The 13,706-nt window shown below is 67.2% G+C and carries 14 protein-coding genes and 3 pseudogenes; 12 read left to right on the top strand and 5 right to left on the bottom strand.

Annotated elements, in window-relative coordinates:
• Window positions 1-161 precede the first annotated feature (161 nt).
• The 3 genes from ACFPZI_RS07880 (at window position 162) to ACFPZI_RS07870 (ending at window position 4,316) form a co-directional block, all read left to right on the top strand.
• Window positions 162-461, top strand: a complete 300-nt coding sequence (locus ACFPZI_RS07880; RefSeq protein ID WP_381360078.1) for a trypco2 family protein — start codon at window positions 162-164, stop codon at window positions 459-461.
• On the top strand, window positions 458-3,292 hold the full coding sequence (locus tag ACFPZI_RS07875) for an NACHT domain-containing protein (RefSeq protein ID WP_381360075.1): 2,835 nt from the start codon (window positions 458-460) through the stop codon (window positions 3,290-3,292). The genes ACFPZI_RS07880 and ACFPZI_RS07875 overlap by 4 nt, the downstream gene beginning before the upstream one ends.
• Window positions 3,293-3,380: 88 nt before the next feature.
• Window positions 3,381-4,316 (top strand): DUF6801 domain-containing protein, encoded by a 936-nt coding sequence (locus ACFPZI_RS07870; RefSeq protein WP_381360073.1) that lies wholly within the window; start codon window positions 3,381-3,383, stop codon window positions 4,314-4,316.
• A gap of 670 nt (window positions 4,317-4,986) precedes the next feature.
• Here ACFPZI_RS07870 and ACFPZI_RS07865 read toward each other — a convergent pair.
• Complete coding sequence (locus ACFPZI_RS07865; protein WP_381360071.1) at window positions 4,987-5,433, bottom strand: hypothetical protein; 447 nt, start codon at window positions 5,431-5,433, stop codon at window positions 4,987-4,989.
• Window positions 5,430-5,696 (bottom strand): hypothetical protein, encoded by a 267-nt coding sequence (locus tag ACFPZI_RS07860; protein ID WP_381360068.1) that lies wholly within the window; start codon window positions 5,694-5,696, stop codon window positions 5,430-5,432. The genes ACFPZI_RS07865 and ACFPZI_RS07860 overlap by 4 nt, the downstream gene beginning before the upstream one ends.
• Before the next feature lie 374 nt (window positions 5,697-6,070).
• On the opposite strand from ACFPZI_RS07860, the gene ACFPZI_RS07855 reads away from it, so the two are divergent.
• The 4 genes and pseudogenes from ACFPZI_RS07855 to ACFPZI_RS37285 all read left to right on the top strand — a co-directional run.
• On the top strand, window positions 6,071-6,358 hold the full coding sequence (locus ACFPZI_RS07855; protein WP_381360066.1) for a ScoMcrA-related endonuclease: 288 nt from the start codon (window positions 6,071-6,073) through the stop codon (window positions 6,356-6,358).
• A gap of 205 nt (window positions 6,359-6,563) precedes the next feature.
• A pseudogene (locus ACFPZI_RS07850) lies at window positions 6,564-6,743 on the top strand (type II toxin-antitoxin system RelE/ParE family toxin); the annotation flags it as partial.
• The gene (locus ACFPZI_RS07845) at window positions 6,743-7,066 is read left to right on the top strand and encodes a helix-turn-helix domain-containing protein (protein ID WP_381360063.1); all 324 of its coding nucleotides are present in this window, start codon (window positions 6,743-6,745) and stop codon (window positions 7,064-7,066) included. The pseudogene ACFPZI_RS07850 and the gene ACFPZI_RS07845, both read left to right, overlap by 1 nt.
• A 575-nt stretch (window positions 7,067-7,641) precedes the next feature.
• Window positions 7,642-7,916, top strand: a pseudogene (locus tag ACFPZI_RS37285) (YxiG-like protein); the annotation flags it as partial.
• A 494-nt stretch (window positions 7,917-8,410) separates the two neighbouring features.
• On the opposite strand, the gene ACFPZI_RS07840 reads toward ACFPZI_RS37285, so the two are convergent.
• Complete coding sequence (locus ACFPZI_RS07840) at window positions 8,411-9,166, bottom strand: GntR family transcriptional regulator (RefSeq protein ID WP_381360060.1); 756 nt, start codon at window positions 9,164-9,166, stop codon at window positions 8,411-8,413.
• Between the two features lie 80 nt (window positions 9,167-9,246).
• Here ACFPZI_RS07840 and ACFPZI_RS07835 point away from each other — a divergent pair.
• The 4 genes and pseudogenes from ACFPZI_RS07835 to ACFPZI_RS07820 all read left to right on the top strand — a co-directional run bounded on the left by ACFPZI_RS07835 (window position 9,247) and on the right by ACFPZI_RS07820 (window position 11,304).
• Window positions 9,247-9,524 (top strand): annotated as a pseudogene (locus ACFPZI_RS07835) (hypothetical protein).
• 481 nt (window positions 9,525-10,005) lie between these two features.
• Window positions 10,006-10,302: a hypothetical protein gene (locus ACFPZI_RS07830; protein WP_381360057.1), complete on the top strand. Its 297-nt coding sequence runs from the start codon at window positions 10,006-10,008 to the stop codon at window positions 10,300-10,302.
• Window positions 10,271-11,002, top strand: a complete 732-nt coding sequence (locus ACFPZI_RS07825) for a GntR family transcriptional regulator (RefSeq protein ID WP_381360055.1) — start codon at window positions 10,271-10,273, stop codon at window positions 11,000-11,002. Before ACFPZI_RS07830 ends, ACFPZI_RS07825 begins: the two co-directional genes overlap by 32 nt.
• Complete coding sequence (locus ACFPZI_RS07820; RefSeq protein WP_381360052.1) at window positions 10,999-11,304, top strand: hypothetical protein; 306 nt, start codon at window positions 10,999-11,001, stop codon at window positions 11,302-11,304. Before ACFPZI_RS07825 ends, ACFPZI_RS07820 begins: the two co-directional genes overlap by 4 nt.
• A 292-nt stretch (window positions 11,305-11,596) precedes the next feature.
• Here the strand turns inward: ACFPZI_RS07820 and ACFPZI_RS07815 are convergent, their stop codons facing one another.
• Window positions 11,597-11,884, bottom strand: a complete 288-nt coding sequence (locus ACFPZI_RS07815; protein WP_381360049.1) for a hypothetical protein — start codon at window positions 11,882-11,884, stop codon at window positions 11,597-11,599.
• A gap of 727 nt (window positions 11,885-12,611) precedes the next feature.
• On the opposite strand from ACFPZI_RS07815, the gene ACFPZI_RS07810 reads away from it, so the two are divergent.
• A complete protein-coding gene (locus tag ACFPZI_RS07810; RefSeq protein WP_381360047.1) occupies window positions 12,612-13,169 on the top strand; it encodes a hypothetical protein in 558 nt (185 codons plus the stop codon).
• A gap of 22 nt (window positions 13,170-13,191) precedes the next feature.
• Here ACFPZI_RS07810 and ACFPZI_RS07805 read toward each other — a convergent pair whose 3' ends face one another.
• A complete protein-coding gene (locus tag ACFPZI_RS07805) occupies window positions 13,192-13,476 on the bottom strand; it encodes a hypothetical protein (RefSeq protein WP_381360044.1) in 285 nt (94 codons plus the stop codon).
• Window positions 13,477-13,706 lie beyond the last annotated feature (230 nt).

Raw genomic sequence — 13,706 nt, 5'->3', positions numbered from 1 at the left:
ACCAACGCGCACAGCGGATCGGGACTCACCGCGGCGAGATCCTCTTCCGAGAGGGCACGTAGAGGCGGGCAGTCCGGAGCGGTTGTCCTGCCAATCTCCCGCAGAGACCTGGGCGTCGTGAGTTCTTGGTCGACCAGCGCGATCGGCGAAGGCGGCGTGGCGTGATCGAGTTGGCCAGCGTGATCAGGGATCTGCGGGACGAGCTGGAGCGGGCGATCATCGCGGCGGAGGGCGAGGCGCTGCGCTTCGAGCTGGGGTCGATCGAGTTGGAGCTCTCGGTAGCCCTGGACCGATCCGGGCAGGCAGGGGCGAAAGTCCGGTTCTGGGTGGTGGAGTCGGGTGTGGACGCGGCGTTGAGCGCCACCTCGACCCAGCGCGTCTCACTGGTTCTGCAGCCGACCCTGGCGGGGGCGAACAGGCCGCCGTTCGTCTCCGGCCGCGCTGACGCGAACGAGCGGTGAACGCACCTGTGGACGCGGCGAGTGAACCGTACGGGCTTGACCGGCGGCGGGTGGTCCAGGTCATCGCGGTGCGTGGCGCGGACGAGGGATGGCGCGGGTCGGGTTACCAGGTGACCTGGAATCTGGTGCTCACGGCCGCGCATGTGGTGTGCACCGCGACGACGGTTCAGGTGCGCTTTCTCACCGCCGGCCGCGGGACACGGGAGGTGTACGGCAAGCCGGTCTGGACGAACCCGGCCTCGGACATCGCTTTGATCCGCCTCGCGGACGACTCGATCGCCGGCGGACCGGCCGCCGCCGAGGTCCCGCGGGTGCGGTTCGCCCGTATCGAGCAGCCGATGGACTGCGAAGCGCTGGGATTCCCACGGTTCAGGCTGCGTGTGGATGCCGCGTCGCCGGACCGCGGCGCGAATGCGACCTACCGGGATTCTCACCACGCGCGCGGTGACACCACCCCGTTGTCGAACCATCGCGAGGGCACTCTGGAGATCACCCTGAAGTCCTCACCGGAGTACGACCCGGAGCGGGGCCGTTCTCCCTGGGAGGGCATGTCGGGGGCGCCGCTGTGGAGCGACGGGTACGTGATCGGGGTCATCACCCGGCATCATCGCTCCGACGGGCTCGGCACGCTCGCGGCAAGCCCGGTGGACGGCTGGTACGAACACCTGGCCCCGGACGAGATCAACGAACTGAGCTCGCTGATCGGCCTGCCGACGCATCGAGACCAGCTCGAGCGGGTTCCTCGCTCATCGCTGCTCTCCGACGGCGCCCCTGAGTTGCGGGAGTCGGCCGGGCGACTCGCCTCCCGCGTGGCCGCACAGTGGCGGAAGGAGGAGCGGCGGCGGAATGTGCACGACCCGTTCCCGCTCCCCGTGCGCTTCCGGAACACCGGCACGCGCCTGGTGGATCACTGGGCCAAGATCCGCGATGCCTCACCCGGGGCGGATCCGGGGCCGCTCGCCCTGGACGGCAGTCTCGACCAGATCGTGACGGTGTACCGGTCCATCCCGTCCCGTCGGCTGGTGGTGCTCGGCGCGGCCGGGTCGGGCAAGACGATCCTGACCCTGCGCTTCGTCCTCGACTGGCTGGGCGACCGTACGCCCGCCGACCCCGTACCGGTGATCTTCAGCCTGGGATCGTGGGACCCGACCGCCGTCTCGCTGCGCGACTGGATGTGCCACCAGCTGGTGCGCGACTACGGCCTCGCCGCCCCGGCCGCGCACGGAGGGAATCTCGCCGCTGCCCTGGTCGACACGGGCTGGATCCTGCCTGTTCTGGACGGATTCGACGAGATCGCGAGCGGCCTGCGGGGCGCAGCGCTCAAAGAGCTCGACCGCACCACCACCCCGCTGCTCCTCACCAGCCGCCCCGAGGAGTACGCCGAGGCCGTGCAGAAGCAGCGCCCGCTCCCCAAGGCCGCCATCGTCGAGCTTGACGACCTCACCTTGAAGGACATCGCCGTCTATCTGCCCCTCACCAGCAGTCCGGGCGCGGACGGCGGCCTGCACGGCACCGTGTGGGAACCCGTCCTGGACGAGCTGCACAGACAGCGGCGCGGCCCCGGCGCGGAGAACGTCGCCACGGCGCTCACCACCCCGCTGATGGTCGCCATGGCCCGCACCATCTACAGCGACGCCTCCGGGCGCGACCCAGAGGAGCTCCTGAACACCTCCAGGTTCGCCACCCCCGAAGCCCTGCAGAAGCATCTCCTGGCCGCGTTCACCCCCGTCGCCTACGAGCCCGCGCCGGCCGACAGCGGCACCGGCCGTCGCCGCCGGCGACGCTGGGACCCCGGCCGCGCCCAGCACTGGCTCGGCTACCTTGCTGCACACCTGGACCAACTCGGCAGATCCCAAGCGGGTGTTCCGGCACGTGACCTCGCCTGGTGGCAACTGGGCACTATGATGCGCCGATCCTCGCGCATGCTCGTGATCGGGTTCCTGGCCGCACTGGCCCTCGGGGTGACGACCGCGGTGGGAAACGTGCCCGCGGACCTGGTCGCGACATCGCACGGGCTCGAGTTCGCACTTGTGCGAGGGCTCGTGGTCGGGCTCCTGCACGGGCTCGTGAACGGACTGTTATTCGGGTTCGTGTACGGGTCCGCCTCCCGGGGTGCGGCAGAACCGGCGCGCGTACGCGTACAGCTCTTCGGCAGAACCAGGGGGATGCGGTCGAGGTTCCTCCCCAGATTCAGGCTCGGGTTCACGTACGGCGTCCTGGCCGCGCTCGTGATCCTGTTCCTGGACAGGGTCGTGGTCGCGTCGATGGGGCTCGCGGACGGGCTCGACGGCGGACTCGCGGGGGCCCTCGTGTTCGTGCCCGGGATCGGGCTCGGGGTCGGTCTGGTACTCGGACTCATGGCCTGGCTGGAAGTTCCCCTCGACATCAGATCCGGCGTCAGTTCCTCCGAGGTGCTGAGTCAGGACCGCAGGAACGTGGCCTTATATCTGCTGGTGTGGGCGGTCGTGTTCGGGGTGGGGGCCGGTTTCGCCAACGGGCTCACTGGGACAGGGCCGGTGGCCGGTCCTGTTTGGGGGCTCCTGATCGGGCTCGCGTTCGGGATCGAGGCCGCGTTCGGAGGCGGGCTTGCGTACGGGCTCAGTTTTACCGCTTGGGGCCAGTGGGTGGCCCTCGCGCGTATATGGCTGCCGCTCACGGGGAAATTGCCCTGGCGGCTGATCGCTTTCCTGGATGACGCGTGCGAGCGGGATGTGCTGCGCCAGACGGGCGCGGTCTACCAATTCCGTCACGCTCAACTCCAGGATCACCTGACCCAGGTCTTCCTTGCGGGCCGTGACCAGCGCCCTGCCGATTCTGAACCCGTCACATGAGGCGATCAGCAGGGGTCTTTTGAAAACAACAATACTGTGCGGATGCATACATCCTCCGAGAGACCAAAAAACCCTGACAGGGGCAAGAATGAGAACTGGCAAGAAATTCCAGAACCTGCCTGAGCGGCGCGGATTGGCCCGTACCGTCCTGGGCGGTCAATCGGCGCGCAACTCCTTCCAAATGGCGACGGCTCTGGCGGTTGCGGGTGGAATCGTGGGAATTCCAGGATCCGGACCCGCTGCTGCGGACCCGGTGTCGCTCACACTCCGGTACACGTGCTCAACTCGGCTGATCGAGAATCTGCCTGTCACGGTGCGAATCGAATCCGATTTCCCGAGGTCGGTCGCGGTCGGCAGACCCACCCCGGAATTCGTCGTCAACGCGGCGGTGCCGGTGAATGCGGACGCCACAAAGATGCTGGGCAAGATCGGTGTGAAGGCCGTCGAGGGCACGGTGGACGCGAAGGCGAGCGTGGCCGCTCCGGAGGGAGACGTCGACGTGGACTTCCCGGGCATGGTGAAGGCCGACGTCCCGACGTCCGGCTCGTTCCACGTCAAGGCGACCGGCTCGGCGCCGGCGCTCACCTTCAGACAACCGGGGAGCGCGAAGATCACCGTTGGAGACCTCGTGGCGCACCTGACCCCGAAGGACGCGAGCGGCGACGTGACGTTCCCGGGCAAGATCGACGCACGATGCGCGATGGACGCGGGCCAGAAGAACATCCTGGCGTCGTTCCGGATCACTGGGGCCGACACGACGACTGGCCCGTCCACTTCCGGTTCCGGGACGATGGGCACGACCGACAGAGCCGCTTCCGGTACATCGGAAACCGATGAGACGGCGTCAGGTGCCACCGCGACCGAGCAGAAGGGCGTGCTCCCCCAGACGGGGGCAGACGTCACCCCGTGGCTTCTCGTCGGCGCCGGCCTGCTACTGGCCGCCGGCACAGGCGCGATCTTCGCCGTACGCCGAACCCGTACGGCTGACGGCGCCAGCGACACCACCGAGAGCTCGGCAGTCTGATTCAAGCGCCGCACGGCGCCGGATTCAGGCGGCGGGCGCCCTTGGGGCAGCAGGCGTTCCGCCTGCTGCCCCCGGCACGGCTCGCAAGCGCGAGCAGAGCGCTACTCCTCCCACCGGACCGGACCGAGCCCCCGGACGCCTACACACGCCTGCTGCGCGAAGCGGATCTGGCGATAGCCGAAACCACAGCCCGGCTCGTTCCGCGCGCCCGCGCCACCTCCGAGAACACCACCCCGAAGCGGAATCCGAGCCCGGCGACGCGGAGAAGTCCGTGCCGGATGATGCTGATCCGTTGGGGGATATTCGGGAGATCAACTCCCCGTCCGCTCACGTACCGCTCACGCAAACGGCCCCGGACAAGAAGTCCGAGGCCTAACAGAGCGCCTCTCTGGGGAGAAACCCCAGGTCAGCGGCGTATTGCGTTGTGCCCCCGGCAGGATTCGAACCTGCGACACCCGCTTTAGGAGTTTTCCCTGGGTGAGGCTGTGACCTGCGGAGACGTGGGCCGCAGGGTGTCTGACCAGGGGAAGGACTCCTCAGCGGTTCTCACGTGTTCACGGTGCTTCCCGTCCTCATGTGTGCTGAATACGTGCCGGTGGACGCTGTCCGGCGAAGGCCATGGGTTGCTTGGGGGCCCGGCGAGCGGTCGGAGTGAGGTGCGGGCGTCCCGTCAGACCTTCTCGACTCGCACGGAGTGGCCCGCGAGGAGTTGGTTCATGTCGTCGGTGTCGGAGGTGAAGACGGTTGCCTGGGCCCCCTGTGCGGCTTCCCGCCCGGCCACAGCCGCCAGAACGGCGTCGATGGCGTACTTGTGCCCGTGCAGGCCGGCTGTCTTCAGCATGTCGCGCGCCATGGCGATCACCTGGTCGTCCGTGTGTACGACGCGGATCCGGGACAGCGTCCAGTTCCACAGCGCCTGCCTCGACGCTTCGCGCGGGTCCCATGCCTCCAAGGTGGTGAGGGCCGAGGTGACGATCGGGATGTCGAGCCGAGGGGCCGTCTTGAGCAGCGCAGCCATCTCCCGATCGCCCTGGACCGTCTTGGAGAGAGCCTCGGAGTCGAACACGAAGACGCGCTGCCGTGACCGGGGCAACTTCGCTCGGACGGTGCGGCTCACGCGGCCTCGCCCGAAGCCGACCGCTGTTCGTCATGCCAGCCGTCGATGGCGGCGATGCGATCCAGCGCTGCCTGCTGCTCGTCGTCCGTCACGGCGCCGTGCTCTTCCTCGAGACGGTCGGCCAACTCGCGCAGTCGGTCCATCGCGTCCTGATGAGCGGCGGCGGCCGCGATGTAGCCGGACACTCCGCGTGCGTCGACGCGCTCCTTGATCGATTCCACCAGTTCTTCCGGCACGGTGATGGTGATCTTCCGAGTTGCCATACTTCAAGTATGCCAGGTTCTGGGTGGCGTGGCTTGACTCCTCGAAGAAGCCGGCTCCGAAGAGCAGGGGTGCACGGGATGCCGCCCTCCACCCGGGCGAGGACTCCGGCTTGGCCGACCACGTCCCGATCGGGCGCAGATGCGGCACGACCCGCGACAGGTCGTGAGGCACGGCGTGAACATCCACAGCGGCCGCGTACTCGCCCACGCCCTGGCCGTCGACCGCGACGGGGCAGGAACGCCCGTCGATACTCAGCTGACAACGGTTTGGCGTCGTCACCGGCGGAGTCTGCGCCCATGGTCGGACGACCGCCGGAGGGCTCTTCCTGGCCGACGCGGCCCCGTATGTCGGTGGCTTCGTCTATCTTCCCGTCATGACGCTGAACGAAATCACTCGATCTGCGATCCTGCAGGCTGTTGCGGAGTACGACCGACTCGGTCGGGATGCGTTCCTGGAGAGATACGGATTCGGACCGTCGCGTAGCTACCTGCTCGAGATCGATGGCAAGGAGTACGACTCAAAGGCCATCGTGGGGGCGGCGCACGGCTATCTGCCCGGACGGGATCCTCTGGGACGCGACGAGTTCTCCGGCGGCAAGGACCACGCTGCCAAGCTGTTGAGCGACCTCGGATTTGAAGTCGTGGTCCGTACGGCGGGTTGATCCCTGACGGCACCCGACATCGAAGGTTGCCGAATCTGCGGCCTCAGCACGAGGAAACGGTGCAAGTGGCTCTCCGGAGGGCAGGAGGGCCACTGCGACGTGGGCTGATCAGTGCTGGTCCGGTGCGACCGGAGCGCGTTGAGCCGCGAGTTGTGCCGTCCGCGGCAGATGTTCTCGGTCATTGCGGCGAATGAGCCCGGTGCCCGAGGCCGTGCGCCTCCCGTACCGGCTCGCCCCTGGGCAGCGGGTCGTTCCGCTGACGGTGTTCCGTAAGACGCGGATGCGTGAGGCGGCGGAAGTCGAGCGTGCGCACCAGGCCCAGAAGGTCTGCGGGGCCGAGCACGGCCGGGCCGAGCACACCTACGATCGGCGCGAGGAGAGTTGATGATTCACAGCACGTGGAGGACGCGCCGGGCCCGGCAGCTTGCGGGTGAGACGGTGGAGTACGACCAGGAGTACGTCGACGCGCGGCTGGCCGGCGACCTCGGGCAGGCGGTCTACGACCGTCGGATCGAGCTCGGCCTGTCCCAGGCCGAGCTGGCCGAGCGGGCCGGGATGACGCAGTCTCAGGTGTCCCGGATGGAGGGCGGCGACACCGTGCCGGCGTTTCCGCTGCTGCGACGCCTGGCCAAGGCCCTGGACGGCACCCTGAACCTGGCCATCGACGCGGGCGACTCCCGGGTCACCTTCACCCCGCACGCCGCCTGAAACCGAGCCGTCGAAGGCCCCGGACCATGATCGGTCCGGGGTCTTTCGGCTGGTGCCCCGGCAGGATTCGAACCTGCGACACCCCTTCAAAAGTTCGAACCGTACCTGCCTTCGGCGCCATTATTGGTTGGTCCGAAGGCCATCCATTCGACATTAGGAGTGGCTGCTCGGCATCGTTGATGTCAGTCGTAGATGTCAGAACTCGCGCGAGATCCACCGGTCGCCGAGGGGCTCAAGGGGTACGACCGCACTGCTTGCTCCACGTTTACAACAGGCCGTTTCGGCGGAGCTCCTCCTGACGCCGACGGTCCGCATCAGCGCCACTTTTGCCACGAGCTGCTCGTGCTCGCTTTCGCATCTTGCGAGGGGTGCGTTCCTGGGCATCAAGTACCCGGTCGTACTTGTTCTTACCATCCACGCTTGACGGATCAACTGGGTCTCCGCCGTGCAGGTTGTAAGCAACGAACCACTGGCTCACAGTCGCCCCCTTGCCCTTGACGCCACCGGTCTCGGCATAGCGTCGGCCCCCTGAAGTCGGTGAAGGGCACTCTACTCAGCGTGGCTGGCGTGCGCCATGGCCTGCGGCGAAGGATGTCCGAGTCGATAGACGTAGCCAGGGCGCGGCCCGCGTCGACCTCGACGGATACGTCTGGGGTGTGAAGTGGCACTCCTTGTCCCCAGGTGCGAAGGTCCTCCTCAGTCGGAAGCGACCCGCCGTTGGGCGCAAGCCGTTGGGATCGACTTCCATGAGGTTCGCATCGAGACCAACGCGCACCGTCTCACCCTGCTCTTCTCGGACTTGCAGGTCAGTGAGGTGCCGGACGGATACGCGCCCTTTGCCACGGAGTAGCGGGCATCCCTTCCGCTCCGACGAGCTGCCGAGTGGACGTAGTGGCACGCGTGTGGCACGATCCCGGATACGACGAAGGGCCAGCCTGGGAGGAAAGCCCTCCTGAGCTGGCCCTTTTCTCTGTGCCCCCGGCAGGATTCGAACCTGCGACACCCGCTTTAGGAGTTCGATCCCCGCCCGCCTCTGACGCCGTCATCGGCTGGTCCGACGGTCGCTCAGGGGTGCTGCTGTGTGCCGCCGTCCGGCCTCGTTGATGTCAGCGTTGGATGTCACCGAAACAGCTCCGGGACTGGGCAGACCTCCAACGGTTCCTCCGGCCGGTCCGCCCACCTCCACCAGGTGTGCCGATCGGCGCACCGCCACAGAGAGCGGCAGATCCTCCGGCCGTCGTCGTTTCGCCTGGACAGCACGAGACCGCCCGACTTCAGGGGCTGGCTGCACTCGGGACAGGACGGGGCGTCGTCGGCCATACGACGAACCCTAAGCGGGCCTGTCTATCGGTTGATCGGGATCTCGTAGACGATCTCGCAGAGCGCGGCGGGGACCACGATGTCCGCGGTTTCCACGGGCCGCCCCTGGTCGCTGTAGTACGTCCGCCGGATGTGCGTGACGAGTGCGCCCTTCTGGATGCCCAGGAGTGACGCCTCCTCGGCGGTCGCCTGCCGTGGCTCGGGTTGCTCCACGGCGTGGCTGACGGTGATGCCGATCTCGGCCATGCGGTTCACGACGCCTGTCCCGGCGTGCGGCCCGCCTTCGGGGAGGACGACGAGCGTGCCGCCGGTGAGGTCGTACGGCTCCCAGCTCGTCGACAACTGCACCGGCCGGCCGTCGGCAAGGAACTCGTACGCGGTCCGCACGCACAGCTCGCCTTCGGCGAGACCGAGACGTGCCGCGATCTCCACCGGAGCCGGGACCTTGGCGTCGGTCCGGCTCTCCCAGTCCCCCTGTCTGCCCACGGCCTTCATGTCCGCGCGAAACGGGGAGCCGTCGGGCTGCTCGCGCGCCGACGAACGGACCACTCGGACGCGCTTCCGGGGCTCGGCGACGTAGGTGCCGGAACCGGCACGGCCCTCGAGCACACCTTGGGAGATCAGCAACTCCTGTGCCCGGCGTACCACGTTGTCGCCGACGCCGTACTCCTGGCCGATCTGGGCGCGGGAGGGAAGTCGGTCCCCCGACTCCCACTCGTGCTCCGTGATCCGCCGCCGAAGCTCGTCGGCGATGCGGAGATAGGGCGGTTGCTCAGACATGTGGAAAATCTAGTCCACTAGCTCTAATCTAGTTAACTAGCTTCACTCAAAGTGATCGCCGTTCACCGGAGGGCTGCCCTGTGCCTGCTTCCAAGGTGCGCGCGGAGGCCATCGCAGCCCGGTTATCGGCCGTCGGGCTCGCCACGCGCGTGGAGGAGCACGACGACTGCACGGCCATCGAGGCGGAGGTGCCGGAACCACTCTCCGCGGAGTCATGGCGGGAGGTCCTGGAAGCGGTGGCCGATGCCGACCGCTTCGGCCTCCTCGCCACCAGTTCGAACGACCGCACCCTCTGGGCGGTCGTACGCAAACGGTCCCCGCGACGGGCGATGTCGGGGGACCGGGTCATCAGCGATAGGGGCTGAACACCGTGCTCAATCGTATCCGCCGTACCGCCTCGTGCTTCAGAGAGCGGTACCTCTCCAAGGGCCGGCACCGCCGCTCCGAAACGCCTGCGCGGCCGGTGGCCGTGTCCCCGGAAGTCGCTTACGGTGCAGTGCTGTTCCTGCGTCGGCACCGCGAGCACACGGGCGTTCTCGTGGGCGAGGAAACGGCGCTCGTCCGCCCGTACGTACTGGCCAGTGAGGCGCGAGCACGGCACCGCTCGGCGGCCGTGAGCTGCGCTCCCCTCGCCGGTCCTTGGTACGCCTCGGCGGGTGACTGCTGATGCCTTCCCGCCAACAACCCCACGGCACCCAACCCGGTCCCGACTCCTACCGGTCGACCTCCTGCCGCATCGGCACACACCACGCCTGCGCGGAGTCGTCCCCGGTCACTGCACCGGTCGACGTGCCGGTGATCTATGAGGCCTGCGACTGCTCGTGCCACACCACCGTCAAGTGCCCCGTACCGACAGAGGCGGCACGGTGAGGGGGCCGGCACTCAGCGGCGCGGTGCTCTGCCCTGTCGAGATCACCTCGGCCAGCGTGCAGCTCGGCGACGTCATCCAGGTCGGGGGCCGGCAGTGCCGGGTGACCGACCTCTTCCAACTGCCCGGCGGAGCCAAACGGCTCGTTTTCGACTCGGGCGAGTTGCTGACCATCCACACGGGGACCCGGCTCGTCGCCCTGCGGCTCGTGCGAGTGAGAGGCGGTGATCCCGCCCGTGCCCTCGCGACGCGACGCCATCGCCGATGACCTCCGGAACCGGATCGCCACCGGTCGGCTCAAGCCCGGCGAACGCCTGCCTTCTGAAGCGCATCTGGCCGCGCAATACACGGTCAGCACACCGACACTGCGGAACGCCCTCGCCGTACTCCAGACGGAAGGCCTCGTCGAGAAGACCCACGGCAAGGGGAACTTCGTCCGCCGTCCGCTCCACAGGATCACGTACGTCGGCGGGAGGCGAACCCCGAATGCGCACAGCATGGATCTCGCACCCCTGAGCGTCACCGTCCACACCACCAGGGTGCGGGCCCGCGGGCATCTTGCGGCCCTGCTGAAGACGCCGACCGGCAGCCCTCTGACCGAGATCCTCTGTCTCGGCCATGAGGACGAGAGACCGCACAGCCTGGCGCGCATCTACGTCCCTTGCGACCTGGCGCCGGCCGCCGTGCTCCGCGAGCCACTCCCGTACGAGGCGGTGGTGACGCGACTGACGGAACTCCGCCCGCCGCCGGCCGAGGTACGGGAGGAGATCAGCGTTCGCCTCCCGACACCGGAGGAGGCGTCCACCCTCCGGATCAGCTCTGCCCTGGCAGTCCTCGCCGTCACACGCCAGACGGCCGACACCGCTGGACGCGTGGTCGAGGCGGCCCTCCTGGTGCTGCCGGGAGACCGGGCCGACGCGGTGTTCACCACTCACTACGTGATTGATGAGAGGCCGACGAAAACATGACGACGTCGAACGAGCTGCGGCTCCTCCCCTGGACGGGGCCCGACGGCAAGCCGTGCTTTCTCAGCACCGATGACAGGGGCGGCTACATGTCCCGCCTGGCCGACAACATCGAGTCAGTACAACTCGGCACGGCAACCGAACTACTGGACCAGGCGGTTGACATGCTCGCCGCCGACACGGCCCCGGACGACATGTGGCTTTTGGCGAAGAACCTGACCGGAGCCCTGAGGGACACGCTCCGCGTGGCGACCAGCCGGGGCCACCGCCTGGACAGCCGGTCTACTGATCACCGGCTCCGCTGACCAGCGGACCTGAAGAAGCCCACGGCTCTGGCCAATCAGATGCCGTGGGCTTCTGTCGTTGTCGGTCGGCGTTGGGTGACCTTGGACGGCCCGGTGACGGCCCAGTTTTGCGTGCCCTGCCAGCCTGAGAGAGGCCACCTCTTCGTCCCGAAGCAACTTGGGCGGGTCCTCTGCCTTGTGCTGGAGCGCTTCCTACCTGCGCTGATGGGCCGCAGACATTCGCGCTCGTCCGCCAGTGTTCTTCGGCGTTATCACTCAGTTAAACACGCCCTCCCTGCCCGTCGGTGCGCTGCTAGGCGGGGTCTCTATCTACTGACTCCGACGCCCAAAAATTCCGCAAACCAAATTCCATTTCAGTTTTCAGTTGGCTCAATCGTGACAAAAGAAACTGTTCCTCATTAGACAGGTAACTGCCGGACTTGATCTGCGCCAACAATTCGTTGATGCTCTCCGATAGGGCACTCACGCAGATATGGGCCGCTTCGTTGAAGCCATCGGCATATGCATCATCGATAGGTCGATATGCGCCTCTTGCCGCGCTGTCTATTAGATCGCGCATGAAATCTTTCCCACTTGGCATGTTGCCCCCTGCTCGTCGTGCTCGATGCCGTGTCGATCAACGCTACCGTCTGACTCGTCGCAGAGCGTCGACTAGCGTTTAGATCAGTCCCGCTGCACCGCCCGCAAGGCCACACTCAAGACGATCTACGCCGTCACTAGCCTGACTGCCGAGCAGGGCACCGCGGCCCAGATCGCCCGGTTCACCCTGCCTCAATAGATCACAAACCGGGCATCACGCGATTGCGTCGAAGCCTTGGGCTCGGTGGACCTCGGCCGGCGGCATCACTGACCGGCGGCCTTCGATGCAGCCCAGTCTGAACCTCAGCCGACGACAGTCAGCCACGACGACGGACCCGGTTGACCGACCAGGCGCGCGTGTGCCTCGCGCACCCCCACCAGCCTCAGCCACGCTGCTGCTGCCGTCGACCGGAGCAAGCCGCGACGGCCATCCCGTAACGACGGTGCCTGAGCCCTCAGCTTGGGGAGCTCGGGTTTTCTGGCGGCAGTCGCTGCGCTGACCTGCGACGAGGCGCGGTTGGAGCCCTGGTCGAACCCGCGGCCAGTCCCCGCTGTTCCCCGTGGTTCCCCGCACGATCTGGCACGGAAGTGGCACGCACGCCCTGATTTAACTGCTGGACATTGTTGAGGTTTGGCGGCGATTTCTGGTGCTTCGACAGCAGGTTGGGGAAGGATGGGCTAGGGGCACCGCGGAGAGCGCATCGCGGGCCGGGGAGATGAGGGACACCGTGAGTTTGAGCGTAGGACCCGACAACACCTTGCCCACGGCGAAAGAGGCTCGTGAAGCCTGGGCAAGAGAGGCGTACATGGTCCTCGCGGACGTGGCGCGCAGCTACCACGCCGTCATCACCTACAAGGAGCTTGCGGAGGAGATCCAGCAGAGGACCGGGATTCGCACCAAGGCTCTCCTGCACAACTGGATCGGCTCCGTCCTTGGCAGGGTGGTTCTGGAAGCGCATCGCCGTGGAGATCCTCCGCTGACCGCTCTGGTCGTTCGCAGTGATGACGGCATGGTGGGCGACGGCTACAAGGAGGTCTTGGAGGTTGCTGGAGAACCGCCGGTAGAAGATGTGCTGGAGCGTGAACAGCACGCTGCCGGCGCCCGACTGGACTGCTACCGCCACTTCGGGGCGACCCTGCCAGCTGGAGGTGGTGTGCCTGCCCTTGCGCCCAGGTACCAGGCTGCCATTGAGCGTCGCCGCCAACGTACCGAGAAGCCCCCGCAAGTCTGTGACAAATGCTTTGTGCAGCTCCCTTCAACGGGTGTCTGCGACTCGTGCGGCTAGCTCGGAGCTTCAGGCGGTGTCCTCACCTCTCGGGAGAACCGCAGCGCTCGCACGGCCGATACCCCACCGCCTGTGCGTCGCCCAGCAGCATCCAGCTGGCGTCATTTAGCTGCCGCCCTTCGCCCACGATGAGCCCGCACTGCTCGTCGCCGTGGAACACTTCGCGGCTGGCTGGAGCGCTTGCGCGCACCAGCACCGCGGGCTCACCAGAGCGGTCGACTCCCTCATCGGCGTAGCACTCCTGCATCCACTGTGCCGCGTCCTCCTGACCGAACCCGTCCGGGTACGGCAGCTCCCTTCCGCGCATCTCTATCCCCAGCCCCTTTGTTGACCTAAGTGCTGGTGTACATCAAGTCCTCCTCTCAGCAGGCCCTTTCAACGAAACCGAGCACAGCCGCCCTGGACGAACTCTTCAGAGTTGGCGCCGACGAGGGGAAGGGATCGACTCCGGGCGAGCGCCACACGGCTCCGGAGGCAATGCCGTTCAGTTAGCGGGTGTTGAGTCGTCCGCTGGTGCTCTGTCGGCGGGTCGTGGGT

The sequence above is a fragment of the Streptomyces chlorus genome (assembly GCF_042655885.1).
GTDB classification, from domain to species: Bacteria; Actinomycetota; Actinomycetes; order Streptomycetales; family Streptomycetaceae; genus Streptomyces; species Streptomyces chlorus.
The sequence above is the reverse complement of the archived record's forward strand: the minus strand, read 5'-3'. Positions and strand labels throughout refer to the sequence as shown.

What these genes read in the sequence shown, in the direction of transcription:
- ACFPZI_RS07870 (WP_381360073.1), top strand. Translation starts at nt 3,381, where the DNA reads ATGAGAACTGGCAAGAAATTCCAGAACCTGCCTGAGCGGCGCGGATTG.
- ACFPZI_RS07840 (WP_381360060.1), bottom strand. Translation starts at nt 9,166, where the DNA reads ATGTCTGAGCAACCGCCCTATCTCCGCATCGCCGACGAGCTTCGGCGG.
- ACFPZI_RS07815 (WP_381360049.1), bottom strand. Translation starts at nt 11,884, where the DNA reads ATGCCAAGTGGGAAAGATTTCATGCGCGATCTAATAGACAGCGCGGCA.
- ACFPZI_RS07820 (WP_381360052.1), top strand. Translation starts at nt 10,999, where the DNA reads ATGACGACGTCGAACGAGCTGCGGCTCCTCCCCTGGACGGGGCCCGAC.
- ACFPZI_RS07845 (WP_381360063.1), top strand. Translation starts at nt 6,743, where the DNA reads ATGATTCACAGCACGTGGAGGACGCGCCGGGCCCGGCAGCTTGCGGGT.
- ACFPZI_RS07805 (WP_381360044.1), bottom strand. Translation starts at nt 13,476, where the DNA reads ATGCGCGGAAGGGAGCTGCCGTACCCGGACGGGTTCGGTCAGGAGGAC.
- ACFPZI_RS07860 (WP_381360068.1), bottom strand. Translation starts at nt 5,696, where the DNA reads ATGGCAACTCGGAAGATCACCATCACCGTGCCGGAAGAACTGGTGGAA.
- ACFPZI_RS07855 (WP_381360066.1), top strand. Translation starts at nt 6,071, where the DNA reads ATGACGCTGAACGAAATCACTCGATCTGCGATCCTGCAGGCTGTTGCG.